General features: G+C 45.5%; 22 protein-coding genes. 8 read left to right on the top strand and 14 right to left on the bottom strand.

All coding sequences use genetic code 11. The annotated features are described in order from the left end of the window. Positions 1-13: 13 nt before the first annotated feature. On the top strand, positions 14-502 hold the full coding sequence (locus tag IGQ44_05565; GenBank protein HIK37442.1) for a cytochrome b6-f complex subunit IV: 489 nt from the start codon (positions 14-16) through the stop codon (positions 500-502). 226 nt (positions 503-728) lie between these two features. On the opposite strand, the gene queA is transcribed toward IGQ44_05565, so the two are convergent. The 3 genes from queA to IGQ44_05550 form a co-directional block, all read right to left on the bottom strand. Beyond that, on the bottom strand, positions 729-1,781 hold the full coding sequence (gene queA / locus IGQ44_05560) for a tRNA preQ1(34) S-adenosylmethionine ribosyltransferase-isomerase QueA (protein HIK37441.1): 1,053 nt from the start codon (positions 1,779-1,781) through the stop codon (positions 729-731). 92 nt (positions 1,782-1,873) lie between these two features. Then, positions 1,874-3,211 (bottom strand): methyltransferase domain-containing protein, encoded by a 1,338-nt coding sequence (locus tag IGQ44_05555; GenBank protein HIK37440.1) that lies wholly within the window; start codon positions 3,209-3,211, stop codon positions 1,874-1,876. Between the two features lie 48 nt (positions 3,212-3,259). Next, entirely contained in the window at positions 3,260-9,286 is a 6,027-nt protein-coding gene (locus IGQ44_05550) for an Hpt domain-containing protein (protein ID HIK37439.1), read from the bottom strand. A 215-nt stretch (positions 9,287-9,501) separates the two neighbouring features. Between IGQ44_05550 and IGQ44_05545 the strand changes: the two genes are divergently transcribed. Continuing rightward, positions 9,502-10,785 carry an adenosylhomocysteinase gene (locus IGQ44_05545; GenBank protein ID HIK37438.1) on the top strand — a complete coding sequence of 428 codons (1,284 nt, stop codon included), beginning with the start codon at positions 9,502-9,504 and terminating at the stop codon, positions 10,783-10,785. Between the two features lie 25 nt (positions 10,786-10,810). After that, on the top strand, positions 10,811-11,317 hold the full coding sequence (locus tag IGQ44_05540; protein HIK37437.1) for a pentapeptide repeat-containing protein: 507 nt from the start codon (positions 10,811-10,813) through the stop codon (positions 11,315-11,317). Positions 11,318-11,356: 39 nt separating this feature from the next. Here IGQ44_05540 and secG read toward each other — a convergent pair whose 3' ends face one another. Beyond that, complete coding sequence (secG, locus tag IGQ44_05535) at positions 11,357-11,587, bottom strand: preprotein translocase subunit SecG (GenBank protein HIK37436.1); 231 nt, start codon at positions 11,585-11,587, stop codon at positions 11,357-11,359. Between the two features lie 129 nt (positions 11,588-11,716). Between secG and recN the strand changes: the two genes are divergently transcribed. Further along, positions 11,717-13,456: a DNA repair protein RecN gene (gene recN, locus IGQ44_05530; GenBank protein ID HIK37435.1), complete on the top strand. Its 1,740-nt coding sequence runs from the start codon at positions 11,717-11,719 to the stop codon at positions 13,454-13,456. Positions 13,457-13,576: 120 nt separating this feature from the next. Beyond that, complete coding sequence (locus IGQ44_05525; GenBank protein HIK37434.1) at positions 13,577-14,716, top strand: DUF1822 family protein; 1,140 nt, start codon at positions 13,577-13,579, stop codon at positions 14,714-14,716. A gap of 91 nt (positions 14,717-14,807) precedes the next feature. Here the strand turns inward: IGQ44_05525 and IGQ44_05520 are convergent, their stop codons facing one another. The 4 genes from IGQ44_05520 to IGQ44_05505 are packed head-to-tail and all read right to left on the bottom strand — an operon-like array spanning position 14,808 to position 17,734. Then, a complete protein-coding gene (locus IGQ44_05520; protein HIK37433.1) occupies positions 14,808-15,929 on the bottom strand; it encodes a DUF58 domain-containing protein in 1,122 nt (373 codons plus the stop codon). 10 nt (positions 15,930-15,939) lie between these two features. Then, entirely contained in the window at positions 15,940-16,224 is a 285-nt protein-coding gene (locus IGQ44_05515; GenBank protein ID HIK37432.1) for a DUF427 domain-containing protein, read from the bottom strand. Positions 16,225-16,238: 14 nt separating this feature from the next. Beyond that, positions 16,239-16,985: a 4'-phosphopantetheinyl transferase superfamily protein gene (locus tag IGQ44_05510; protein HIK37431.1), complete on the bottom strand. Its 747-nt coding sequence runs from the start codon at positions 16,983-16,985 to the stop codon at positions 16,239-16,241. Between the two features lie 2 nt (positions 16,986-16,987). Next, entirely contained in the window at positions 16,988-17,734 is a 747-nt protein-coding gene (locus tag IGQ44_05505) for a HEAT repeat domain-containing protein (GenBank protein HIK37430.1), read from the bottom strand. A 62-nt stretch (positions 17,735-17,796) separates the two neighbouring features. On the opposite strand from IGQ44_05505, the gene folK reads away from it, so the two are divergent. After that, the gene (folK, locus tag IGQ44_05500; protein ID HIK37429.1) at positions 17,797-18,267 is read left to right on the top strand and encodes a 2-amino-4-hydroxy-6-hydroxymethyldihydropteridine diphosphokinase; all 471 of its coding nucleotides are present in this window, start codon (positions 17,797-17,799) and stop codon (positions 18,265-18,267) included. Here folK and IGQ44_05495 read toward each other — a convergent pair. From IGQ44_05495 to IGQ44_05470, 6 genes are all read right to left on the bottom strand, one after another. After that, positions 18,259-19,791: an NAD(P)/FAD-dependent oxidoreductase gene (locus IGQ44_05495; GenBank protein HIK37428.1), complete on the bottom strand. Its 1,533-nt coding sequence runs from the start codon at positions 19,789-19,791 to the stop codon at positions 18,259-18,261. The genes folK and IGQ44_05495 overlap by 9 nt on opposite strands. An 81-nt stretch (positions 19,792-19,872) precedes the next feature. Then, positions 19,873-20,874: a CHAD domain-containing protein gene (locus tag IGQ44_05490; GenBank protein ID HIK37427.1), complete on the bottom strand. Its 1,002-nt coding sequence runs from the start codon at positions 20,872-20,874 to the stop codon at positions 19,873-19,875. Positions 20,875-21,205: 331 nt separating this feature from the next. Continuing rightward, the gene (hemJ, locus tag IGQ44_05485) at positions 21,206-21,772 is read right to left on the bottom strand and encodes a protoporphyrinogen oxidase HemJ (GenBank protein HIK37426.1); all 567 of its coding nucleotides are present in this window, start codon (positions 21,770-21,772) and stop codon (positions 21,206-21,208) included. Positions 21,773-21,815: 43 nt separating this feature from the next. After that, positions 21,816-22,265: a M67 family metallopeptidase gene (locus IGQ44_05480; GenBank protein ID HIK37425.1), complete on the bottom strand. Its 450-nt coding sequence runs from the start codon at positions 22,263-22,265 to the stop codon at positions 21,816-21,818. A 179-nt stretch (positions 22,266-22,444) separates the two neighbouring features. Beyond that, a complete protein-coding gene (gene cpcA / locus IGQ44_05475; protein ID HIK37424.1) occupies positions 22,445-22,933 on the bottom strand; it encodes a phycocyanin subunit alpha in 489 nt (162 codons plus the stop codon). 88 nt (positions 22,934-23,021) lie between these two features. Then, on the bottom strand, positions 23,022-23,540 hold the full coding sequence (locus IGQ44_05470; protein ID HIK37423.1) for a phycocyanin subunit beta: 519 nt from the start codon (positions 23,538-23,540) through the stop codon (positions 23,022-23,024). A 354-nt stretch (positions 23,541-23,894) separates the two neighbouring features. Between IGQ44_05470 and IGQ44_05465 the strand changes: the two genes are divergently transcribed. Both IGQ44_05465 and folP read left to right on the top strand, forming a co-directional pair. Beyond that, the gene (locus tag IGQ44_05465; GenBank protein HIK37422.1) at positions 23,895-24,626 is read left to right on the top strand and encodes a triose-phosphate isomerase; all 732 of its coding nucleotides are present in this window, start codon (positions 23,895-23,897) and stop codon (positions 24,624-24,626) included. A 61-nt stretch (positions 24,627-24,687) separates the two neighbouring features. After that, the gene (gene folP, locus IGQ44_05460; GenBank protein HIK37421.1) at positions 24,688-25,545 is read left to right on the top strand and encodes a dihydropteroate synthase; all 858 of its coding nucleotides are present in this window, start codon (positions 24,688-24,690) and stop codon (positions 25,543-25,545) included. Positions 25,546-25,673 lie beyond the last annotated feature (128 nt).

Genomic DNA, 25,673 nt, shown 5'->3' with positions numbered 1-25,673 from the left:
GACAATCGAGTCTATGTCCAGCAAGCTGTATAAAAAACCAGATTTGTCTGACCCAAAATTAAGGGCCAAATTGGCCAAAAATATGGGTCACAACTACTATGGGGAAATTGCCTGGCCTAACGATATACTATATATGTTCCCCATTTGCATGTTGGGGACCCTAGGACTGATTGTGGGCTTGGCAGTAATGGATCCAGCTATGGTAGGTGAACCGGCTGATCCCTTTGCTACCCCATTGGAAATCCTTCCTGAGTGGTATTTATACCCTGTCTTCCAGATTTTGCGAATCATTCCTAATAAGCTCTTGGGCATTGCCTGTCAGGCGGCGATTCCCCTGGGGTTGATGTTGGTGCCCTTCATCGAGAGTGTTAACAAATTCCAAAACCCCTTCCGTCGCCCTGTTGCCATGACAGTTTTTCTCTTTGGCGTCCTGGTAACCCTCTGGTTAGGTGCTGGTGCTGTTTTCCCTCTTGACAAATCCCTGACATTGGGCCTATTCTAGCGGCCCTTTGTTATTATCAGGGCGATTCCCTTTGGGAGTCGTCCTTTTTCTTTTTCATTGTTTTTTTCGTCTACTTGTACTCGTTTTCTCCCTTAATAAGTTGTTTTACTGCCTAGAAAATGCCGGTAAATTTTACTATTCATTCATAAAGCAGTTTCCATTGTAAGCAGATAAAATGAGAGAGGGCAACTGTAGTCAGCATAGTAAAAACAACTGGCCACCCCTTTTAGAGAATTAGCATGGCGTCGCCAAAGGAATAAAAACGATATCTCTCTTTGATAGCCTCCTGGTAAATAGCCAACAATCTTTCTCTGCCAATGAGGGCACTAACTAACATCAGTAGACTGGATTTTGGTAGGTGAAAATTAGTAATTAAACTGTCAATTACTTGGAATTGGTAGCCGGGATAAATAAATAAATCAGTTTTGCCTTGAAAGGGTTTTAATTGGCCACATTCCTTACAAACTCCTTCTAAAGTCCTGACTACAGTTGTACCAACAGCAACTACACGATTACCCTTGGCTTTGGTTTCTTTAATGGCAGCAACGGCTTCTTCCCCCACCTCAATCCACTCTTGATGCATCTGGTGTTGACGGATGTTTTCTACCTCCACTGGCCGAAATGTGCCTATCCCCACATGGAGGGTAACTTGGGTTATATTTATCCCTTTTTCCTGCAATTGCCGGAATAGTCTCTCGGTAAAGTGTAGTCCAGCTGTAGGGGCGGCAATTGCTCCCTCTTTTTGGGCATAGATAGTTTGATACTGTTGGGGGGAGGCGGTGGTGTCAGTTACGTAGGGGGGGAATGGTATTTTGCCCACTTTTTCTAGCAAATTCCAAAATGAATCATCCCCTTGCCACTCAAAGTGGAGAATTCTCCCACCAGTAGCCTCGTCTTTGTCTAAAACGGTAGCTTTGAATACTATCTCCTCCCTGTCGTCTGTAAAAAAAATCTCACTCCCTACGGAGAAACGTTTACCCGGTTTTACCAACGCCAACCAACAGTTATTTCCTTTCTCTTCCACTAATAATACTTCCACCTGTGCCCCAGTGGCTTTTTTGCCATATAATCTCGCTGGTATAACTTTTGTGTCATTTAACACTAACAAGTCTCCGGGGGAGAGAAACTGTGGTAACTCATAGAAGCGATGGTGGCCGATATTGCCTCCAGGATACACTACTAGAAGACGGGAATGATCTCTTGGGGTGACGGGGTTTTGGGCAATCAATTCCGGAGGCAAATAGTAGTCGTAACTGGACAGTTGTTCATCTGGGTTCATTTTTTTTTTCTTAGGGGTTTTATGTTCAAAAAATCATATCCCATTGTAATAGATTTTCTTCTCATTTTCCAGTTATTTCACCTTGTTATATGTCAGATTTTTTCTACTAATACATAGAGGAATGTTTCCAATTCTTTCAGCAATATTTTCACTTCCTCCCGAGCCTCTTTCCTAGTCTTTGTCTCTCCAGTAATGAGGTTTATGGGTTGAATTTTTAGCCAGTATTCTACCATGTCTGAAAAGGAAAGATGCTGACTGAAAAGGGGCAGCAAAGCCGCTGCTTGGTTGTGGGAGATGTACACGGGGGCCGCTGCTGGCTGGGTGATATATTTGCTAATTTCCCATGGTTGTTGTTTCTTTATTGTCTCTAGCAAATCCTCTCTAACTTTGGGGGCTTTTAGCTGGGGATGTAGGTGAATTCTGGCCCTTTCCCAGTCATTGTCGTCCCACTCAGACAGAGGTTTTATAGGTGAAATGCTGTCTCGATTTACGCACCAGAAATCAATAAGTCGGTGGCTGGGGTGTAACAGTTCAAAAAGATGTAGTCTCTCCTCTTCAGTGGCATTTTCCAACACAAATTCCCAGGTGGTGGGGATTTTATTCTTGTCTTGAAACAAGTCTCTTACTTCCCAATGCCGCCAATTAGTCATGCTGAGAAATTCAAGTTTAGCCTCCCTCAGCATCTCAAATACCTGGGGGATGTTATAGCCTTTGTCACCTTGAAGTAGAATATTATTCAATACTCGTTGCTTGACACCAATATCACTCAAATCTAAGTCCTTATTCTCCAGTCCCATGCTAGCACTTCGTCTTAGAATTACCTCGGGTCTTAGGTTTTGAAACGTCTCGGCTACTACACCTATCTCAAAATCTCCCGGATTGTCTTCTAGCAACCCTAAACAACGGCATAATTCCTGCGCCAAGTAAATGTAAAATCTCTGATAATAACTATGAAAATTGCCCCTGATAATTCCTTCTGGTTTTAAAACCGATTGCAGACTCTTTAGGGCTTCAGTGGGACTTTCACAAAGATAGAGGACATCGTTGCAGTTTATATAATCGTAATGCTGACCAAGACTGGCAATTTCTTCCAGGGGCATTTGATGGTATTCTACATTCTCAAAACCATGGAATTTTAACCGTTTTTCCGCGAATTTTAGAGACTCGGCTGACAAGTCTATGGCAACAATCCGGGCATTGGGATTGGCTAAAGCTAGTATTAGAGTGGTAAAACCACTGCCACACCCCACATCCAGAATGAGTTTGTCAGTGGTGTCGGCCACCTTTTGACGGTAAAGGTAATAAGGGGTTACCAGATTGTGGATGAATAGGGCATTGTAATCATCCTTTGGAGAGTTTTCAATGGGTATGTTGGGATAGGGGATGGTGTCATACTGTTTTTGTACTAATTCCCGGGAGTAGTGGTTCATGGTTTGTGGTATTCAAAAGAACTACTGACGAGGATAACATGGGCCATGTTACTTTTGTGCTAAGAGGTTGCGGATAGACTCAAGGAATTTCTGTTCAATATAAGGTTTAGTGAAGTAGGCATTGGCGCCAAGATGGGTGGCCAATTGACGGTGTTTTTCGTTACTGCGAGAGGTTAACATAGCTACGGGGATTCTACTCAACTCGGGATGACGTCTTCTTTGACTGAGGAATTCAAAACCATTCATGTTGGGCATTTCAATGTCACAGATAATCAAATTAACATTCAAGCCTTTTAACAGTTGCTCTAAGGCATCCTTTCCGTCTTTAGCTTGTACCACCCGATACCCCGCCTTTTCTAGGGACAGAGCCAAAGTCCTCCTCATGGCTGCGCTATCATCTACTACAAGTATAGTCTCTATCTGGAAGGGCTTGGCAACAGTGGCAGTGCTAGTAGTATGGCCGTTGCGGTGGACGGGGGTGGAAAAGGGGGCTGGGATTTCCTCTCTTTCTCTCCTGATGGGGATTGGAGTGGTAGGCTGGTTGAGTTGGAGTTGCTGAGAGATGAGAATAACGGGGTTGATGACGGGAATGAGGGTTCCATCACCTAATATAGTACAACCGTAGGTATATTTGGGGGCAGTAATAGCAGTGCCAAAGGGCTTGACCACTAATTCTTGTTCGCTCACCAGGTGCTCCACCTCGATAGCAAACAACTCCTGCCCCAGTCCTATCAATAGTAGCGGCTTATTCCATTCTGGGGGAGTGGGGAGTATTTCCACACTCTGGGTTACATTCGTGGGAGGCAAGTAGCAGTTGTAGTGGAGTAGTTCGGCGAGGGAGTAGAGGGGGATGACACGGTTTTCATAGTGGAGCCAGCGCTGGTTGGCAGAGACTTTTAGTTGATGATTTTCAGGTACTAGGATTTCAAAAATGTTATCAGAAGGCACTGCATATAGGAGATTAGCGGCGGATAGTACTAGCAGTTTGTCGATGGTGAGAGTGAGGGGAAGTCTGAGGGTGAAGGTAGTACCTTTTCCTTCTTCTGAGTCTACGGTGATTGTACCTTTAAGAGAGCGCAGTTGAGAACGAACAATATCTAAACCCACACCACGCCCGGAAATTTCGGTGACACTGGGGGCGGTAGAGAAACCGGGCTCAAAAATCAAGTCCAGTAGGTTTTCTTTGCTTATAACTGCCAACTGTTCAGGGGTAAGAAGACCTTTTTCTACGGCTTTTTGTCCCACCTTGGCCAGATTTATTCCACCGCCGTCATCCCTTACCTCAATGATGGTCTGATTACCCTGATGGTATGCTTTAACTTCAATGGTGCCCACCTCGGGTTTCCCTCTTTGTCTGCGTAATTCTGGGGTTTCTATGCCATGGTCGAAGGCGTTGCGGATCAGGTGCACCAGGGGGTCATATAATTTCTCTAGGGCAGCTTTATCTACCAGTACATTAGTCCCACTAAGTTTAAGATTGACCTTTTTGTTGTATTTAACAGACAAATCTCGCAAAACACGGGGAAAGCGGTTGAGGATTTCTCCCAGGGGAAGCATTCTGGCCCACATCAACTCATCCCGCAGGCGGTTGAGCATCTGTTTCTGACTGTCTACGGTTTGTCCGGATTGGGAGGCATATAGGGCAATGTCCTCCACCGCCTCTTCTAACTGGATTATTTGTTCCAGGAGTGCCTGAGTTACGCTATAAAGATCGTCATAGCGATCCATTTCCAACACGTCAAAGGCGGCAGTTAGGTTGGTGTCTTCCCCTTCCTCGCTAGAGAGGTTTAAAGCCTCTGTTGGGCGACGACCCTTCCCGGGGGTAAATCTGGAGGGGGAGACTAACATTCTGTCGGACAAATCCCTTAGCGCATTTGCCGTCTGTTGGAATTGGGAAAAGCGGGAGAGTAATTCTCTGAGGGCACTTTGTAGTTTCTCGTTTTGCAGGGATAAACTGTTACGGGTGATGGACAATTCGCCAATGAGGTTATTCATCCTTTCTAGGCGTTCCAGGTCCACCCGTATGGTTAAATTGGTTTTAGGAGTGGGGGGCGCTGTTTTTGTTTCCTGTATTTTTTCTTCCCCAATAGGCTTTTTGGAAGAAGAATCATCCTTTTTGGGAGAAATTTGGGCAATATCACTCACGGGGGGTAGTTTTTCATAGATTCTGGTGATGGATTCAACAGTTTCTTCTACCCCCTCCGCCCGCAAAAGGGCTTCTCTTTCCGCCTCCGATAGGATAATTACCTCCTCCTTATGACTTTCGGGAATGGTGGGTTGGGCTGGTGCTTTTGTTTCTTCTGGGGGGGTTTCTTCTGGTGCCTTAATTATTTCAGATATGTCACCGAAGACTTCTTCTAGAGAAGGCACTTCTTCCGACAATTCTTCCGGAGGTTGTGGAGAGATTTCCTCTGTTTTCTCCTCTTCTTCTGAGGGGGGTGCCAGTATTTCACTGATGGAGGGGATGGTTTCACTTTTGTCCACCTCTATGGTAGCGGAGAGGAGTTCCTCCAGCTCTGGCAGGTTTTCTTCCTCTCCTTCTTCTGGGATACCTTGGTCCAATTTTTCCAGGTTCTGTATTTCTATTGTAGAAAGATGAACCTCAGACAGAGGATTAGCGACAGTTTGGGTTTCTCTGTATATGGGTGGGAAAATCTCCTCAGGGGTGGCCAAAACCTCGCCAAGTACTTCATCCCCACTAGTCTCAGGAATTTCCTCTGCTTCCACCAGGCTTTTGCCCTCTGCCAGACGTTTTAATTCTTCACTCGGTTGGCCTCCCTGTTTGCGGTCGCCCTTTAGTACTGCCTCTCTTGCTTTTTCTACATCTCGAACTACTACATTTATTATGTTGATTACCTGGTCTGGTTGTAGTTCGACGGCTTTCAAACCCAGATGGGCAATTTCGGCGAAGCCGGGGAGGTTGAGCATTTCCCCGAATCCTGCAAATACCTCCAAAGTGGCCCTTAATTCCCCTGCCAGGGGTAAGCCAGCGGGGTTGGCGGTTACGGCTTTTAGACGGTCTAACTCTTGGGCTACATCTACCTCGAACATGGATCTCACCATGTCTATGCCCAAGTCACTAGAGGAGGGTATGTAATCGTCTGCCCTCTCCAGATATAACCCCAATTTAGTTTTGATTTTAGCCCAGACCTGTTCCGCCCTGGCCAGTGCTTCCTGTGGGTTATATTGTCCTGTTTCTATTTGAGTGTTGAGGGCATTAGCCAGACAGTCATACCCTTCCAAAAGCCAGGTTTCTAATTCGGTATCTATGGCTACTTCTGGATTGTAAAGGACTTTAAAGATGTCTTCCAGTTGGTGGGCGATGGTTTTGATGGCTTCTAACCCCACACTGGCTGCACCCCCTTTTATGGAGTGGGCGGCGCGCATCATCTCGTGTATTTTGGCCGTATTTCTTTCCTCCCGGAGGGTGAGTAGGCCACTTTCGATGATTTGTAGCAATTCCGGCGCCTCTTCTACAAAGAAACCATAGGCTGGATCGTTGGTATCTACTGGTTTTTCGTCTATTTCGACAGTAGGCGAAGCTGGGGTGGACAAGAATGCCCGTAGGGAGGCACTCACCTCTCCTCCCCTAGTGCGATCACCGGCCAATACTTGCGCCTGTGCCTGTTGTAGGTTTTCTATCAAGGTGGAGGTTATTTCTCTCACCCTCTGGGGATATTGTTGCAAAGCCTGTTGTGCCGTCTGACAGATGGAGACAAAGCCGGGGAGGCCCAACATTTCCCCAAAACCGGTGAATACCTCCAGTTGGCTGGTGACTGTATTTATCAGGGTGGCGTCATCTTCGGTTTCTAAGGCCGTCTGTAGGGTGGCAATCCCTTGGGGCACGTCAATTTCAAACAGAGAAGAGGCTATATCCACCCCCAAATCGCTAGATGAGGGCAAATATTCTTCTGCCTTAGCTATTTCCTCGCCGTATTCCCTCTCAAATTCTGCCCACTTGCTGTTAACTACCTCTGCTGCTGTTTTTTCGTCAAAATCTCTGCCCTCTACCCTAGCCAAGACTGCCTCCCGCAGTAGGTGATAAATCTCCCGCAGGTAGGCTTGCATTTTCTCGTCCAGGGGTATATTCTCATTGAATAGGGCCTTTAGACTTTTTTCCACCCTCAAGGCAATGGTGGCCAAGTCTTCCAACCCTGCAGTGCGCGCACCCCCCTTAAGAGAATGGGCTGCCCTGGCTACTTCGTTGATTTCATTTATATTGCGGCTTTGGAATACCCTTTCCAGATTATTGTCAATAAGGGCAATTAATTCTGGTGCTTCTTCCAGGAAAAATTGATAGGACTGAGCCTGCAATTCCTCCTGTTGAGACTGTTGACTGGATGGGGCGGATGAAGACTCTTGGGAATCCCCTAACAGGGATAAAAAGTCGGGGGTTTGTTCTTCCATACTTCCAGTTATGTCTCCAGTTTCCTCTATCTCCTCTAAACTGTTGTTTACCTCTTCAGTCAAATCCTGCCAGTCGGTGGTTTCCTCTGTTGGGGCTTTTCCACCAATGTGTTTTTCTCTCAGACTTATCAACTCTCCTATTAGTTGGCTTATGGCTTCTCCCGCCTTTTGATTATCATTCGCAATATCCTCCCTCGTCTTATTGACAATGTTCTTTAACTTCTCCTCATTGCCCAATTCACCCAGGCCCATGAGGACATCCAGGATGGGGGATACAACCACAGGGAGTTCGGAGGTAGGGGTATTTTCTAGATGCTCTTGTAGTTGTTGAATAATCTGGTGTACCTCCACCTCAAAGAGAGACTTAACCATGTCTACTCCCAAATCACTAGAGGAGGGGATAAAGTCTGGGATGTCTTCCACACTTCCCAATTTGGCTTCCAGTTGTGCCCAGACAGTCTCTGCTTCCTCCTGCCATCGGTGGGAGTATTTGCCAGTGGACTGTTGTTCCAAAAGGGCATTTTTGAGACAATCAAAGGCAGACAGGAAGAGGGATTCTAGTTCGTCATCAAATACTACTTGTTCACTGAAAAGGGCCTTGACATAATCCTCCAGACGGTGTGCCAAGTCTTTTATGCCGTGTAAGCCGACACTTGCTGCCCCTCCCTTGAGGGAATGGGCTGCCCTCATGATTTCGTTGACACGGGCAGTAGTCTTTTCTGTTTTCAGAGAAAGTAGGCCGTGTTCAATAGTATCCAGTAATTCCGGCACTTCTGCCATGAACAGTTCATACATCGGCTCGTCTATGCTAACCGTGTCTGACATGTAAGACTCCCTTTCCGTTCCCCTTCCCCCTTTCTCTAACGGTTGTGTATTTTCGGGTGTTTCTGACTCATTCAAGGCCAAAAGACGACTAGAAGGCGCACCTCCCTGTCGTCTGTCTCCCGCCAACACTGCCGTTAGACTCTTTTCCAAATCCTCTATCAGGAGGGAGGTAATGGTAGCAACCTGGTGGGGGTTTTTTTCCAGTGCCCCTTTTGCTATAGAGACAATCAAAGAAAAGCCCGGCAATTCCGTCAGCTGTGCAATGCTTTCCAGGCTGTCTAACCAGTGGAGTAACTGTTGTCTTTTCTGGTAACTGTCTCCCTCCTCTTGCGCCACTAATCCCCTCAGGTTGTCAATTATTCGAGCCACATCCCCCCTAAACAATTCTGCTACTATGTCTGTATCGGAACTGGCTCCATCAAAATGAGAACCATTGTTATTTTCCCCTTCTTCCAACTTGGCCTCTAGTTGTCTCCAGATTTCTTCTATTTTCCCATCTACTGTTTGAGACGGTGGGGGGAGCTTGCCTGACTTGAGGTTTTCCCTTAGGGGAATGGCTATACAATCGAACGCCTCTAACAACAACCCCTCTAAGGGAGTGTCTATTGTAATGTTCTTGCAAAACAATTTTTTCAACAGATTTTCCAGTCGGTGTACCGCCCTGGTAAAATGAATTAAACTCCCATTGGCCAGTTTTTGTTTCAGGGATTGAATTGCTTGGAGTAAATCTTCTGACTGGTTTGCCCCATGGGCTTGTAAGCCTATTAGTTTATTTTCTATTTCTTGCAAAAGTTCGGGGGCTTCATCTAACAACTGTTGATGGGCTCGATTGAGTGGATTCATGACAACAGACAGGGACTTGTGGGCTTCTCTTCTAATATTAGTCTAACAATGCTTTTTTCTATAGGTTGGGTTGATTGGCAAGGAAAAATGGCCAATGGACAATAGGGGATAAAAGACCATGAATTGGTGGGTAATGGGCCAACCTCTAGACAATTAACATAATTACGCACCAGAATCGGGTATGATGGGGAATGTAAACTTTTGTTGAGAATTAAATGGTAACAAGTCCAAGCAGTAACAAACTGGATTATCACATTAAGGACATAAATCTAGCGCCCATCGGCAGACAGAGAATAGAATGGGCTGCAAGAGAAATGCCAGTTTTGAAACAAATCAAGGCTCGTTTTGCCCAAGAGAAACCCCTACAGGGAATCCGACTAGTGGCCTGTTGTCATGTTACCACGGAAACGGCCAACTTGGCTATTACTCTGCAGGCCGGTGGCGCAGATTCCCTGGTGATTGCCAGTAACCCCCTTTCCACTCAGGATGATGTAGCCGCCTGTTTAGTACAAGACTACGGCATCCCGGTATTTGCCATCAAAGGGGAAGACAACGCTACCTACCACCGTCATGTGCAGATAGCCCTAGACCATAAACCCAATATTATCATCGACGATGGTGGGGATGTGGTAGCCACCCTCGTGAAAGAGAGACAGAACCAAATTCCTGATATTATCGGTACTACGGAGGAGACTACTACTGGGGTAGTGCGTCTGAGGGCAATGCATAAAGAGGGTGTTTTAAAATTCCCAGCTATAAACGTCAATGATGCCGAGACTAAACACTTCTTCGATAACCGTTATGGTACAGGGCAGTCCACCTTTGACGGTATCCTCCGGGCAACTAACATTCTCCTGGCAGGCAAAACCCTAGTAGTGGCAGGCTATGGCTGGTGTGGCAAAGGTGTCGCCATGCGGGGGCGTGGTTTGGGCGCCAATGTCATCGTCACCGAGGTTAACCCCGTCAAAGCCATCGAGGCGGTTATGGATGGTTTCCGAGTTATGCCTATGATAGAGGCTGCCAAGGAGGGGGATGTTTTTGTCACTGTTACCGGTAATAAACATGTAATCAGAGAAGAACACTTCCGCGTCATGAAAGATGGGGCCATAGTATGTAACTCCGGCCACTTTGACATCGAAATCGACTTGCAAACCCTCAAAAAGATTGCGGTGGAGGTAAAACAGGTAAGGAATTTCACCCAACAGTACGTACTACAAAACGGTAAGTCTATCATAGTCTTAGCAGAGGGCCGTTTAGTTAACCTAGCCGCCGCTGAAGGCCACCCTAGCGCCGTTATGGACATGAGTTTTGCCAATCAGGCTTTGGCTTGTGAATACCTGGTGAAAAACAGGGGTAAACTATCCCCTGGCGTCCACCCCATCCCCCCCGAAATTGACCAAGAAATTGCTCGTCTCAAACTTCAAGGCATGGGTATTACTATTGACACCCTTACCCCTGAACAAATTGAATACCTCAACTCCTGGACTGTTGGTACTTGAAGTTTTAACGGTTACAAGTCCACCTATGAGGAAACTAGTAGGCCGTCTTGGTGTTATACTCCTAATGGTGTCCCTGATAATGACAATTAGTCCCAAATTTGTTTTAGCGGCAAGTTCCTCCGCAGTCACCTCCACCTTTGAAAGTAGGGATTTGAGTGGGGAAGATTTCTCTTCCCGTAATCTCCAATCGGCGGATTTTACCAAAGTAAAACTAATAAAGGCCAATTTCAGTAATAGTGACCTGCGGGGTGCCGTTTTTAACGGCGTAGTGGCCGAGGAGGCCAATTTCCATGGCGCCGACATGAGCAATATATTAACTTATGTTACCAGTTTTGACGGGGCCGACCTAACAAATGCCATACTGCGGGAGGCCATCATGAAGCGCACCACCTTCAAGGATGCTAAAGTGGACGGTGCCGACTTTACTATGGCCATATTAGACAAAGATCAGGTCATCCAGCTATGTAAACGGGCGAAGGGCATTAATCCCGTCACGGGCGCTAGCACCCGTCAATCCCTGGGCTGTCCATAAACCACAGGGGGGATGTGCCCCCTTCCTGCCCCTTTTTGCCTATTTCACCCAGCCAGCACTTAATACTACCGTCATCAAGACGAAAGTAGTACCAAGAATCCAAGTAACACGGTTGAGGGCCGCTTCGGCAGTCTTCGCACTGGTAAACAGTTGCGCCTGTCCGCCTATCCCCCCAATCCCATCCCCCTTGGGGGAGTGTAACAAGACCAGGATTATCAGAAAAACTGCTGATATTAACCAAATGGCATGTACTATCTGATAAACTGTCATTGGTTCAATGGGTTGGTATAGTTGATATGTCGAAAATCAGTACCCTAAAAACAGTGACTAGTGGCCACTATAACCAACTGATAGTATAACATGGAGTAGCAAAAGCAAGGGGCTATCACCACACGCACAATGTTAATAGCAATACGCATTGACAATTTCGCCCTGGTGGAACACTTGGAGTTAGAATTGGGACGGGGATTGAATGTCTTGACGGGGGAAACAGGTGCCGGCAAATCTATTATCCTGGAGGCTATTGATGTGGTGTTGGGGGGAAAGGCCCATCAGCGGATGATTCGCAGCGGCGCCAACAAAGCCGTTATCGAGGCTACCTTCTCCCTCAACCCCCAGTTACAATCTTGGTTGCAATCCCAGGAAATAGACTGTCTTGAGGATGATACCCTAGTCTGTAGTCGGGAGTTGATTGCCGGCAAGGATAACTTCCGCTCCCGTTGTCGTCTTAATGGTATCCTGGTAAATAAGAATCTTCTCCATCAACTGCGGGGCCTTCTGTTAGAGTTTACCGCCCAGGGGGAAACCGAGCAATTGTTCTCCGCCGCCAGTCAACGGGATTTATTGGATAACTACGGTGGCGAGGAGTTGTTAATTCAAAGGCAACTGGTATCTGAGGCTTTTGCCAAAAGACAAGAAGCATTGGCAAGACTACAATCCCATAGGCAGTGGGAAAGGGAAAGACTACAACGTTTGGATTTAATTGGCCATCAAATCAGAGAATTGGCTAGTGCTCAGTTACAATCCCCCGACGAGTTGACTCAATTAGAGACAGAAAGTGCACGCCTCACCCACGTGGTGGAATTACAACAATTGGCCTATCAAGCCTATCAGCTACTATATCAAAGCGATTGTGAGCAAGTTCAGGCAGCAGCAGACACTCTCAGCCAAGCCCAAAAAATTCTCACCCACATGGTTAACTATGACAAACAATTGGCTAGTATCCTAGAAATGATAGAATCTGCCCTCAATCAGGTTACAGAAGCCGCACATCAGCTTTACAGTTATGCCGAATCCCTAGAAGCCAATCCCGAGCGTCTGGAGGAAGTAGAAGAAAGAATAAGACTATTAAGGCGGATTTGTCGCAAATATGGCACCTCTCTGGCAGAAGTAATTGATTACTACAATAAACTACAGCAGGAATTAAAGGTTTTGAGGGATGATAGTCAGTCTGTGGAAGACTTGGAAAAAGAATACCAGGCGGCAGAGGCACAGTTGCAACAAAGGTGTCGTCAGCTGAGTATTATGAGACAAGAAGCAGCCAGGAAATTGGAAAGACAGCTAATTGAACAATTAAAACCTTTAGGTATGGCAAGAGTACAATTTCAGTGTAGAATCACCCCCAGCCATCCCAATAACACTGGCGCCGACGAGGTGGAATTCTATTTTAGCCCCAATCCCGGAGAAGCTTTACAACCCCTCGCCGCTATTGCCTCTGGCGGGGAAATGAGTCGTTTTTTATTGGCATTGAAATCCTGTTTTTCCCAGTCTCACGGCTACCCCTACCCCAAAACCCTTATCTTTGATGAAATCGATACCGGCGTTTCTGGTAAAATAGCCCAAGCTATTGCAGACAAACTTCATCAACTCAGTCGTCATCACCAAGTTTTGTGTGTCACCCACCAGCCTCTAGTAGCTGCCATGGCTGACTACCACTTCCGCGTGGAAAAACAGCTGACTCAATCTCCCCACACCCAGGAAATTCGTACTGTGGTGCTTGTAACACGATTAGAACATGAAGAACCTCGCAAGCGGGAACTGGCAGAATTGACAGGGGGAAATTCCGCACAGGAAGCTATGGCTTTTGCCGATTCCCTCCTCGCCACGGCGGCGCGCAGAAAAACAAACCCCAGTCCATAATCATAAATCCTCATAATTGTATATCCTCACACCCCTAAATATCCCGCATTCCTTGACAAAGGCTTTTCTATTTAAAAAGCTGTAAGAGAAAGCTATAGACTGAATAACGGAGCCATTGAAGTGTCAGCCCTAATCCCTGACCCCCAACAATTATATCTTGAAATTCCCTCCCAGCTGCAAGAAAAGGCCTGGCAGGAGAGTGAATATATACCCGACTCCCTCAGCAGATGGCAAGTTTATCTCAACAGCCTCCTGTTAGAAACCTTTTGCGACTACTTGAGACAAGACTATTCCCTCACCCCTCAGACTGTCCCCATGGAGGTTTTAGAATCTATCTGGGTGTTATTAAATGGCACAGCCGTAGATATTGGCTTCAGAAGACTAATTCTCCTGCCTACAGAAATCCTCGACGATGAGGAAGTATACATACCCCAGGAGTGGGTAGACATTCCCAGCTGGTTGGGGGACTATTATATCATTGCCGAAGTCAATCCGGACGAACAGTGGGTGAGAGTCATAGGCTTTACTACTCATAAAAATATTAAACAAAAGGCCTCTCTATCCCACGAGTATAGGGAGTATATTCTGTCAAAAAATGAACTATTTTCCATTGGCATCCTAGGGGCATCTTTAGAATTTTGTCAACATGAAATCACAAGAGAAGCGGTTGAATCTATCCCATCACTAGAGGCTGTTCAAGCAGAAAATCTAATCCGAAGATTGGCAAATCCAACCAAAAACCCTAGGTTGGAATTGCCTTTTAAAGTATGGGCGCATCTACTGGAAAATGCCGACTACCTTATAAGAATAGCCCAGGTTAGAACCGGCCGTCAAACCGAGATAACTCCTGTAACTGTCATAAGCCAATGGTTGAAAAATGTATTTCCCGAATCCTGGCATTCCCCCGAAAAACTGGGTATATTTGCCACTGCCACCCGGAGTTTTCCTAAAGACGTCGTGAGGTGTAAACAGGTAGAAATAGACAATTGTAAACTGTTTTTGTGTTTAGAAGTAAGCAAGGAAAAGGGAGATAAATTTACAGTTAAAGTGGAATTGTATCCCGGGGGAGGAAACCCCTATCTGCCTGCCTCCATCCAGTTGATTCTGCTGTCTAATTCCGGGAAAATTTTAAAAAACATCCAAGCCAGAGAAAGAGACAACTGTATCGCCATTCAAAGATTTAAGGCGGCGGAGAATTTCCAGTTTCAGATAGAAATAAAAAAGGATTCTCAAAGCAAAAGGGAGTATTTTGTTGTATAGTACTGGCATCAGTACTGGTAGCAGTAGCCAAAGGGCTAGTAGACTGTGTGGCAGTGTTTGACTGTCTGGGGAAAAAGGGTTATTCTAACAATCAAATGGGCTGTTGTAATTGTTTAAGCAAACTTTCTTCCCTGTTGTAAACAATCCCAGGATAAGGAAAAGGGGGTTTAGTAAACAGAAAACAACGACTGCCAGGCATTAGACTATTCAATTTCTCACTATGACAAGAAACCCAAATAACTGGCAATTCTGGGATGCTGGCTGTCATATTCACCCCAGACTTGACGGCAGCCAGGGTTTCCATCACCGTTGTGATACCATGAATTAAACCCATGTCTGCCAACCAAACTCTTACATTTAGTTGTCTACGGAGGGAATAACAATATAAGGAAGCTACGGCAATTACCGCCTTCTCGAAATCATCCTCCTCCCACTTTCCAGAGTTGTCAAGACATATAATGATTTCCCTGCCACTGGTAGTGGTTTCCAATTCTCTCACCTTTAATTCTCCCATACGGGCACTAGTGCGCCAATGAATCAAACGGAAGGCATCGCCATAACGGTAAGGCCTTATAGTTTTAGTAACCCCCTCCGTGGCGCTATAATAAATTGGGCGACTTTCTTGTTGCTTCAACTCCTCATTGCCTATATCCTCAATAAGGGGACAAGATTGGAGAGGAAGGATTTGGGGATAAACTGTAGCCTTGGCGGGGATTTTACACAAACGACTGGCATAGAATAAACCAAAGGGGGCAGCAGTTTTCAAGATAATATATTCCCAGTGATACACTCCTCTTTTCTCCGTGGGGATATAGGCGGCTAACTGGATTTCTTGACGTGGTGGCAAAGATTCCAAATTGTGTATGACAGGCTTTCCCAGGAAGGCTGGTATTTCGTCTTGGATTTGGATAAGGATTTTCAGTTTCCCGGTGGCATTGCCAACAGAGAGGATAATAGTCAAATCATTGCCAGCATGGACGGGGTAAATTGGTAGACGTTTTATGATAATACCCTTGAGATTTTTACCGGCATCCACCATGTTTAACCCCAAAAGGGCAAAAATAGTGCCACTCAATACATATAACCACCCTGCCATGGTATTAGTGGCGGCGCCAAAAAAACTCAAGGCTATGCCAATTAATACCCATCCCCCATAAGCCGGTGTTGCCCAATTGTATTCTAGCCATCTAATTATATTAAGTCTCCTTGCCATCCCCTATCGCCTATTTTTCAATCACAACACCCCGCCAAAAGGCAATATAGTTTTTAATGTGTTGTGCCCTTTCTTTGGGATTGGGATAATACCAGGCGGCATCTTTGTTTTCTTCCCCGTTGACTGTTATGGTGTAATAGTTTGCTACTCCCTTCCAACTGCAAACGGTTTGAGTATCACTGGGGATGAAGTATTCCCACTTGATACTGTCTGGTGGGAAGTAGTAATTTCCTTCTACTATCTGACAGTTTTCGCTTTCTGCAATTACCACCCCTTTCCAAATCGCCCTTGCCATTGCAGTTATTTCCCTCACATGTTCAACAGGTATGATAGCATTCTACCAGATACCTCTATCCATTGAAATTTGTAATTGTCTTTTTTTTTTTTTATGGCAACTGATACCAAATAATTCCCTTTGATAAAAGCATTATATATTTGCCAATTGGGCTGGTTATTTTTTGCTAAATCTATCCTTCTCAAGCCGCCGGATATTCCCTCGCCTATTGCCTTTAGATATGCCTCCTTTGCCGTCCAGAGACGAAAAAATTCTATAATGGTGTCCTGAGAGTTTAACTTTCTTAAATACTCATACTCGTGGCTAGTAAAAAACCTTTTGGCTATTGCCAATGCCCTTCTTTTTTCCTCTATTTTTTCCAAATCTATACCCACAGGATTTAGGCTGAGAGCATAAATAGTATAATCATGCTTGTGGGAAATGTTAAACCTAATGCCCTGGCTGTTTATCCCCGGCGTTAAGTCCGGCTTCCCCTTGGTATTATAAAACAAAGTTATCTGCCGGGGGGGAAGATTCAAATAGTTGCTAAGAATTAGACGTAAAATAGCCCTGTTTATGATATATCTGAATTTTAAGTAATCCCGTCTAGCCTGTGCCTGTTCAATTTCCTCCCTTGGGAGAAAACGGAGGAATTCTGGGATTAAATGAAAGCAAACAGAGGTATCGAGGAAAAAAATCAACACATCATCACTGGACAATTGAGGAGGCTCAAGTGGGGAAATAAGATTAGGAGAAAGAGGGATTGTGTGGAGAAAACTCACTGCTATATTAACCCCTCCAATTCCAACTCTTCAATCATCTGTAAACCCCGAGAGTCGCCCAACTTTAACAAGGCAGTTTTGGCATCCTCCTTAACTCCCAAATCCTCGTCTTCCACCAAGGCTTCAATCAAGGCATCGATGGCAGTGGCATAGACTACGTTATAGGGCAATTCACGACACAGTTTGCCCAACGCCCAGGCGGCATTACTCCTCACCGCCGGAATCTCATCCTGTCGGAGGGTGCGGATCAAAGCGGGAATGGCAGTAACAGTATTATCATAGTCTAGTCTAGCAATGTTGGCCAAACTGCTGGCAGCCCACAATCTTACTGCGCCTATATCAGTCTTCAAAGCGTGAAGGAGGGGTTGGAAGGCGCGGGAATCGCCACTGTTACCTAAAGCCCAAACCACCCCCTTACGCACATACCCATTCCAGTCGTTGTAGAGGGTGTGAATTAGAGGCTCTACCACAGAGGGATGAGTATTTCTGCCTAAGGCATAAGCAGCAGCCACCCGCAAAAGAGGACAACTGTTGTGTAAAAATTGAATAAGAGTGGGAATAGCACGGGGCTCAACAATTTCACAAAAGGCTCTGGCAGCGAGAATTTGCTCCTGTTTATTATCACTGTGGAGCCATTGTAACATAAGTTCCGGGTCAGGGGGAGACGTCTTCTCCCTTTCCAATTCGTCTAGGGGGTTGAGATAGGAATCTGACTCCACAGCGATTTGCTTTCTTGTTGGCTCATTCATACAATTTAAACATATACCACTTTAAACATATACCATTGGCCGAGAGTGGTTAATAGTATATTATGACCGAAAATGGTTCGACCCAGGCGGTGATCGCCCTTGGAAGCAATTTGGGGGATAGGGAAAAGACTCTCAATCAGGCATTGGCTATCCTTAACCAAACGGAGGGAATAAGAGTAATTTGCCATTCCCGCTGGCTAGAAACCAAACCCATCGGCCCCCCACAGCCGGATTATCTCAACGGTTGTGCTATAATAGAAACCACTCTAACCCCCCAACAACTTTTAGATACCCTTTTGACCATCGAGAGGCGGTTTGGCAGGGTAAGGAAAGAGAGATGGGGGGCCAGGACTTTGGACCTGGATATAATCTTCTATGGGGAATTAGTATTAGATACCCCCCGGTTACAAATCCCCCACCCCAGGATGAGAGAGAGGAGTTTTGTATTAATCCCCCTAGTAGAAATTGCCCCCCATTGGCGAGATCCTGTTACTAAAATTACAGTGGAGGAGTTATTGGCTAGACTAGCCTGACAAATGTTGCCAAACACTGGCGATAGTATTAGCTGTAATCATACCACTGGCAGCCACTGCGGGCACTCCTATTCCCGGGAAGGTGGAATCACCACACAAGTAAAAATTGGGGATGGGGGTAGTAGATGGTGGGAAGAAACCCTTACTGGCATCCCAGGCAGGGCCATAGGTGCCCCGGTATCGTCTAAGATAACGACTATGGGTTAAAGGTGTGCCAATTAGCCTTACCCTACATCTTTCTCTTATGTCTGGAATAAATCTCTCTAAAGCCTGCCACATCACCAATGCCCTTTTTTCCTTCATCTCCTCGTATTCTGGGGTGTTGGGGGTTAGATTTTCCCATAACTGATAAGGCTCTGTAGCCGGCGTGTAGGCGTGTATGCTATGACTGCCCGGGGGTGCGAGGGAGGAATCCAGTAGTGTTGGGATTGACACTGCAACTACATTTTGTTCGGCGGTAATCTGCCAGTGGTTAACAACCAGGTGGTGACAGGGTAAGTCTGTGGGGATGTCTTTACCGTCTATTCCCAGATGAAGATGCATAAAACTGCGGTTAGCGGGGGTGGAAAGCCATTTTTGGCGGATTTTTGGTGGCAATACTTCTTCTGGAATTAATGAAAGGGTATCCCAAATAGATGCGTTTGAAACCACGGCTTTGCTTGCAGAAATTATTTCCCCGTTGGCAAGTCTTACACCTATTGCCCTATTGTTTTCTACTAAGACTGCTTTTACATGACAGGATAGTAGCAGTTTGCCGCCAAATTTCTTGATACCCCTCACCAAGGCGTTAACTATAGCCTCACTGCCACCGGCGGGGTAGTCGAGGGTGACATTTGGGCGATACCAGTCAGCAAACATAAAAGCCATTTCTGCCGCACTGGTGCCGTGGGCGGGCAATCCTGATAACATAAAACAGAGAAGGTTTAGCCAGTTGCGGATAAACTCGTCGGAGACTACCTCATCCATGATAGTCCCAAAACTGGCCGTCAGCTTGTTGGCAAAGAAAACATGGGGTAGCAGGGATGGCAGGTAGGGAAGAAGAGTTATAACTACTCCCATGTCATAACGGAAGGCTTTTACGGGGATACTAGTTGCCGCATCTGACAGGGGTTTCATTATTTTCTGCAACACCCGCCACTGATTGGCAGCCTCCTTTCCCCTCAAATCCAGTAGCAGACGGTAAAAAGATTCTTCTCCTACTGCTACTTCAAAGTATCCCTCTGGCAACCAACATCCCCAACTTTTGTAATTTTTCCATTCTATATCCTCCCCTATCATATCTAACACTTGACGAAGGGGATTAGGGGAGGGAGAATAGGATAGTCCCGAATAAAGAGAAGGGCCAGCCTCGAATTTAAAACCCTTGTAGGTGAAGGCGTGGGCGCAACCGCCGGGGAGGTTATGACTTTCACATACTACCACATCATAACCGTATTTGGCTAGGATTGCGCCACAGCACAACCCGCCGATACCACTGCCGATAATTACTATTTCCGTTTTCACAGACTCGTCTTCTTCTGACAGCCTTTGGGGTTTTTGTGTTTGTGGACCATGGTATCTCCTCCCCCCCAGGCTGTCAACAGTGGCATGGCGAGGGATTGTCTTTTATTCTATCTCATCCCCGTTGGTTTGTGGGTGGGACGGTTGATTGATAATTTGTCTGAGATTGAAAAGACAGTTGGTTTCAAAGAATCGTCTTTGTAGCTGTTGCCATTTCTGCCATTCTTCTTTTTGGGATTCTCTGATTAATTGCTGTAATCCTGGCAGTTTTCGTTGCCATTTCTCCGTCAAATTGTTCAGATAGTTTAGCAGACAAATGTTGTCCTGAACATTCCCTAACACAGTCTGGATTTCTTTGGCGAAGTTAATATAATCCTGATACTCAGGGGGATAAAAGTCTTGGAACAATTCTAGCTGATAACGAACCTTTTTAGCCTCTTTTCTGAGATTATGTAAGTCTTCTCCTTTCTTGTCAATGATGGTTTCAATTTCCTCTTCTGTGAGGTTGTCTACAACAGTAACCTCACCATTTTCGTCTATGGTAGCGCCTACTATCCAGGCGGATTCCAGACAGAAGTTTCCTATTTGTGGCAGTAGTATGCTGGGCAACAGTTTTTCTATTTTTACCCTTGCCAATCCCCGAAACTGGGGATTTTTTAGCCAGTCTTGTAATGCTTCTTTGAATTCCTGATAGTCATCCCCTTTTAGTATTTCACGGCTACTGGGGAATTGTTTGCCGTTTTTTTCCAGATGCTTCTCATTAATCTCCTCAAATTTTGCCCATTCTTCCTGGCTTAATTTGGGTTTGTACTTGGTTTCCAAATTGATTTCTATAATATCGGCGTCTCTTTCCCTGCCGAGGATTCTGGCGATCCTCCCTATTCTTTTATCAGTGATGATGCCGGGCAACTTCAATACAGAGGAGAAGCTAGCTAAGACACTTCTTAGTCTCCTCATTCCCACCCGAATTTGGTGGAGATTTTCTGGGTCATTTTCTTCTAGTATTCTTGTCTCATATTTGAAAATTTTTTTGGCATGTTTAGCTATACCAATGTAGGCATAATCAGCCATGGTGCGTGGATTTTCTATAGAGACATCATAAGACATTTACCCACCTCCTTTTTTCTCAGTCTATTCTTCTATTATAGCCAGAAAAAAAGAGTAGACAAAGGAATGACTACTCCAGGGGAAAACCATTTTATAATAATTGGTAGCAAGTTAAAAATCTCAGAGATAGGGAGGAAAGTTGCCTCTGTGAGGGTAAAATTGGCAAACAAATTGTTTTTTCCGGGGCAATGGTGTTAATTTCGGGGCAATTTTCCCAACCAGGAAGAATAGTCAACTGGTTGTTATCTTACTCAATTCTTCCTCAAAAGGGGAAAAATAGCCGGCAGACCATGAGAGTAAAACGTAGTTTAAATTCTAACTGGAAACCCCCCTACTCACTGAGAGACTGGGTTAGTTTTGCCTCGTTTTGACGACGGATTCTAGCATAAAATTGAATACTGGCCGCCATAAGGATGACTAAAGCCACCACTAACCAGGTGGTTATGTCGAGGGGTAAACTGTTTTTGAAGATGGCCAACAGTACAATTACAATCAATAATACTGTGGGGGCCTCATTAAAGGCGCGGAATTTTTGGCCACTCCAGGTGTTTTCCCCCTTTTCCAACTGTTTCATGATTCTACCACACCAGAAATGATAAATTAGGAGAAGGGCAACAAAAGCCAATTTGACGTGTAACCATCCTGCCCTTAAAACTTGTGGTTCAGTTGTAATCAATCCTATAGCCATGGAGACAGTAAGAATCATTCCCGGGGTGGTAATGATGTTATATAACCGTTTCTCCATCAACTCATATTGTTTTTTGAGAATAGATTTAGCAGGCTCAGGTTTTTCTTCGGCTTCGGCATGGTAGACAAACAGACGCACTAGATAAAACAAACCAGCAAACCAGACAACAACACCAATGATGTGGAAGGCCTTAAACCAGTAGTAAGCCATAGGCTATATACAGTAACTCTCTAATTCCCTCAATTGTAACCTGTTAAGAATCCACAAAAATCTCCTCCTCCAGGAAAATACCCTTTTCATTCAAACACCAACTGGTCAAATCTTTCACCTGCCCTTTTTCCACGGAAACGATAACATAGGAGTATACAGGCCAAGCTACGGCACGGTCAAACTCGGAGGGGATAGCAGGATGGCAAGGATGGGAATGGTATACCCCCACTATCTGTAAGCCTTTTTGTCTTGCCTTTTTTTGAATCCTGAGGAAGGTAAGGGGGTTAATGGCAAAACTGTCAAATAAAGTTCCCTGAAAACGGTTAAAATGATGACGTTGATTTTCCCAGTCGTTTTTTGTGGGCACTACTTTTATCACCCTTTTGTCTTTCTCTCCCTCTATCACCCCCAACAATAAACCACAACATTCATGGGGATAGCTTTTTAATGCCTCTTCTTTGATTACTGCCAGATTGTTGCCACTAATCCACATAAACCCCAAAATAAAACGGTATTGCCTGAAAAAACTAACAAACACAATCCCTAATAAGATTGTATTCGCTAATTTTCTCAGGCAATAACACCTGTTTTATCTTTTTAACCTTGTTTTAACACAGGGGTTACAAGGGGAGGAAATGACGGCAAAAGATAAAGCAGCCAGAATGAGACAGACTAGCTGAGAGCGTTGATAGCGTAGTCGATGTAGGAGTTGGCCTCTACGGCGGCATCTCCAGTCAAGCCGTGGTTGGCTTTGATGTATTTTAGGGCTTCTATATACCAGCTGGGAGACAATTCAAAGCTGCGGTTAATTTCGTCTAACCCAGCAATCAGGTATTCATCCATAGGCCCAGTGCCACCGGCTACTAAGCAATAAGTAATCATACGTAGGTAGTAACCGATGTCACGAGCACATTTAGCCCTGCCGGTGGGGGTGGAAGCGTATTGGGGGCCAGGGGTGGTGGTAGTATAGGGGAATTTAGCATATACTGCATTGGCTGCGCCTTCGATGAGACGCTGAGCATTTTCAGTCAACACCCTGGCGGCTTGCAAACCGGCGGTAGCTTGACGGAAACGACCAAAAGCAGCTTGGATTTCGGTGCTGCTGAGGAAACGGCCTTGAGAATCTGCTGCGGCGATGGCTTCAGTCAATGGGGTTTTCATGTTACCTTCTTTCTCCTATTTATGGTTTACTTTGTTAACTCAAGAGGAACTAACAGTGTTGTCAACCAGGGATTTTATTATTGCCTTACTAGGCTACTGCGGCGGCAGCGCGATCGAAGTAGCTAGCCACCTCGGCCATCAGGGCACTGCAGTCACCCAGGGTGATATTATTGGGATCATTAGCAATAGCAATGGCAGCATCTTTCATTTTCTGGATGCCTACTGCTACGGAAGCCCCGGGCACTCCCAAAGCTTGGTAGGTTTCGCGCAACCCGTTGAGGCAACGATCTTCTAACACGCTGGCATCACCGGCGAAGATGGCATAGGTGATGTAACGCAAGATGATTTCCATGTCACGGAGACAGGCGGCCATACGGCGGCTGGTATAGGCGTTGCCACCGGGGGCGATCAACTGGGGTTGTTCAGCAAACAGGGAGCGTGCCGCATTAGTTACAATGGCAGAGGCATTGCTAGTAATGCGGTTTACCACGTCCATTCTCTTGTTGCTGTCTTTTACGAATTGGGTTAGGGCATCCAGTTGAGCGGTGGTTAGGAATTCACCGCGGGCGTCTGCTTGCGCTATTGCTCTTGTAAATGCGTCGTACATGTCTACTTCCTCTCCTCTTTCCTGTCAGACTTTTTTTCTCGGACACTCCGATTGGAGTCCCTCTCCTAGGTTAGTTTCTCTTATTTTGGGTCTAATCCCAATACTTTGTTAGGATTTCTTAATAAATCTTAACCTTCGGAGATTTTTCTTCCTCTCGGAGCAGCTCCAGATAAATTTATAACTCCTTCTGGCACTTTTTTTTATTACATCTTGTTAAGATTTTTCTCATTTTTCTTAACATTACTTAACATTAGGCTGAGACTTGTGTAGAAGACCAAGAGACTCTAAAATAGAGGAGTTGCAACTAAAGGGTTTGTAGTATTAGGGTAATTTGGGATTAATTAGGGAAGCAAAGTGAGAAGGATAGTAATTGCAGGCAACTGGAAGATGCACAAGACGCAGATGGAGTCTGCGGAATTCTTGAAGAGTTTTCTCCCCCATTTGGAAAACACACCAGAAGACAGAGAGATTGTATTATGTGTGCCCTTCACTGCGTTGAGTTTCATGTGTAAGAGTCTCCATGGCACAAGGGTAAAATTGGGGGCGCAAAACGTTCATTGGGCCGATCAGGGGGCGTTTACGGGGGAAATTTCCGCGCCTATGTTACAGGAGTTCAACGTACTGTATGTCATTGTAGGACACAGTGAGCGTCGTCAGTATTTTGGGGAGACGGATGAAACTGTAAATGGTCGTTTGTTGGCAGCTCAAAAACACGGCATCACCCCCATTCTCTGCGTGGGAGAAAGCAAAGCACAACGGGAGGCGGGCGAAACAGAGGCTGTTATTGCCAGGCAAATAGAGAAGGACTTGGTGAATGTCTCCCAGGATAATCTAGTTATAGCCTATGAGCCCATTTGGGCCATTGGCACTGGCGACACCTGTGAAGCCAAGGAAGCCAACCGGGTAATTGCCTTTATTCGCTCCCTATTGAGCAATAAAAATGTTACAATCCAGTACGGGGGCTCCGTCAATGCCAACAACATTGATGAACTCATGGCACAACCAGAAATCGATGGGGTGTTGGTGGGTGGAGCCAGTTTAAATCCTGACAGTTTTGCCCGTATTGTCAACTACCAGCCTCTCTAATTCCCTAGCCCCCCTTTTCGGGAAACTCCAGCCACTGGCAGAAAAGACTACCTACGGGGAGATGCTTCAGTTCCTTAGAATTAGAAACAGAGTCTTTGAGTGGGGCAAACGCACCTACATAATGGGCATTTTAAACGTCACCCCTGATAGTTTCAGTGATGGTGGGGAGTATTACAACCTTGATGATGCCATTGCCCATGCCCTGGAAATGGAGAGGGAAGGAGCTGATATTATTGATATTGGTGGACAGTCTACCCGTCCTGGCGCCACTACAATACCGCTAGAGGAGGAGTTGAGTCGCGTTATCCCCGTCATCTCCTCTTTGCGTCAACACACCGACATTCCCATCTCCATTGATACCACCCGTGCCATTGTAGCAGAGAAAGCCATTCAGGCCGGTGCTGATATTATCAATGACATCTCTGGTGCTACTTATGACCCACAAATGTTGCCCACTGCTGCCTCTCTGGGTGTGCCCATAATTTTAATGCATATTCGTGGCACCCCCCAGACCATGCAATCTCTTACTGATTACCGGGATTTAATAGGAGAAATAAAGGATTTCCTTTTGGACAGAATTTCTCAGGCGATTAAACATGGAATCAAAAAAGAACATATTATCCTCGATCCAGGTCTCGGATTTGCCAAAGATTATTCTCAGAATTTAGAGATTATAAGAAAAATTACAGAATTTAAGCAGCTAGGTTTTCCATTACTAATAGGCCCCTCTCGTAAGAGTTTTATCGGGAAAATTTTACAACAAGAAGACCCAAAAAAGAGAGTATGGGGCACTGCTGCGGTATGTAGTTATGCAATAATTCAGGGAGTTGACATAATCCGAGTCCACGATGTAAAACCAATGTGTGAGGTAGCCAAGGTAACTGATACCCTCTTTAGGGAAGGTGAGACAAATTCATGAGGTGGCTAGTATCCCTGGCAGAGGTGAAACAAAGACATGGGTAGACTGGGATAACTGATAAACCTAGGGAAACGGTGGGGGTAGAGAAAACAGTTGTTTGTGGCTATTAAGATGATGTCTCCTGTATA

Origin of the sequence: Geminocystis sp. M7585_C2015_104 (genome assembly GCA_015295805.1) — a bacterium.
Taxonomy (GTDB): domain Bacteria; phylum Cyanobacteriota; class Cyanobacteriia; order Cyanobacteriales; family Cyanobacteriaceae; genus DVEF01.
The sequence above is the reverse complement of the archived record's forward strand: the minus strand, read 5'-3'. Positions and strand labels throughout refer to the sequence as shown.

Excerpts from the sequence above, each read along its gene's own strand:
- IGQ44_05565 (HIK37442.1), top strand. The coding sequence starts at position 14 with ATGTCCAGCAAGCTGTATAAAAAACCAGATTTGTCTGACCCAAAATTA.
- queA (HIK37441.1), bottom strand. The coding sequence starts at position 1,781 with ATGAACCCAGATGAACAACTGTCCAGTTACGACTACTATTTGCCTCCG.
- IGQ44_05555 (HIK37440.1), bottom strand. The coding sequence starts at position 3,211 with ATGAACCACTACTCCCGGGAATTAGTACAAAAACAGTATGACACCATC.
- IGQ44_05550 (HIK37439.1), bottom strand. The coding sequence starts at position 9,286 with ATGAATCCACTCAATCGAGCCCATCAACAGTTGTTAGATGAAGCCCCC.
- IGQ44_05545 (HIK37438.1), top strand. The coding sequence starts at position 9,502 with ATGGTAACAAGTCCAAGCAGTAACAAACTGGATTATCACATTAAGGAC.
- IGQ44_05540 (HIK37437.1), top strand. The coding sequence starts at position 10,811 with ATGAGGAAACTAGTAGGCCGTCTTGGTGTTATACTCCTAATGGTGTCC.
- secG (HIK37436.1), bottom strand. The coding sequence starts at position 11,587 with ATGACAGTTTATCAGATAGTACATGCCATTTGGTTAATATCAGCAGTT.
- recN (HIK37435.1), top strand. The coding sequence starts at position 11,717 with ATGTTAATAGCAATACGCATTGACAATTTCGCCCTGGTGGAACACTTG.
- IGQ44_05520 (HIK37433.1), bottom strand. The coding sequence starts at position 15,929 with ATGGCAAGGAGACTTAATATAATTAGATGGCTAGAATACAATTGGGCA.
- IGQ44_05515 (HIK37432.1), bottom strand. The coding sequence starts at position 16,224 with ATGGCAAGGGCGATTTGGAAAGGGGTGGTAATTGCAGAAAGCGAAAAC.
- IGQ44_05505 (HIK37430.1), bottom strand. The coding sequence starts at position 17,734 with ATGAATGAGCCAACAAGAAAGCAAATCGCTGTGGAGTCAGATTCCTAT.
- folK (HIK37429.1), top strand. The coding sequence starts at position 17,797 with ATGACCGAAAATGGTTCGACCCAGGCGGTGATCGCCCTTGGAAGCAAT.
- IGQ44_05490 (HIK37427.1), bottom strand. The coding sequence starts at position 20,874 with ATGTCTTATGATGTCTCTATAGAAAATCCACGCACCATGGCTGATTAT.
- hemJ (HIK37426.1), bottom strand. The coding sequence starts at position 21,772 with ATGGCTTACTACTGGTTTAAGGCCTTCCACATCATTGGTGTTGTTGTC.
- IGQ44_05480 (HIK37425.1), bottom strand. The coding sequence starts at position 22,265 with ATGTGGATTAGTGGCAACAATCTGGCAGTAATCAAAGAAGAGGCATTA.
- cpcA (HIK37424.1), bottom strand. The coding sequence starts at position 22,933 with ATGAAAACCCCATTGACTGAAGCCATCGCCGCAGCAGATTCTCAAGGC.
- IGQ44_05470 (HIK37423.1), bottom strand. The coding sequence starts at position 23,540 with ATGTACGACGCATTTACAAGAGCAATAGCGCAAGCAGACGCCCGCGGT.
- folP (HIK37421.1), top strand. The coding sequence starts at position 24,688 with ATGCTTCAGTTCCTTAGAATTAGAAACAGAGTCTTTGAGTGGGGCAAA.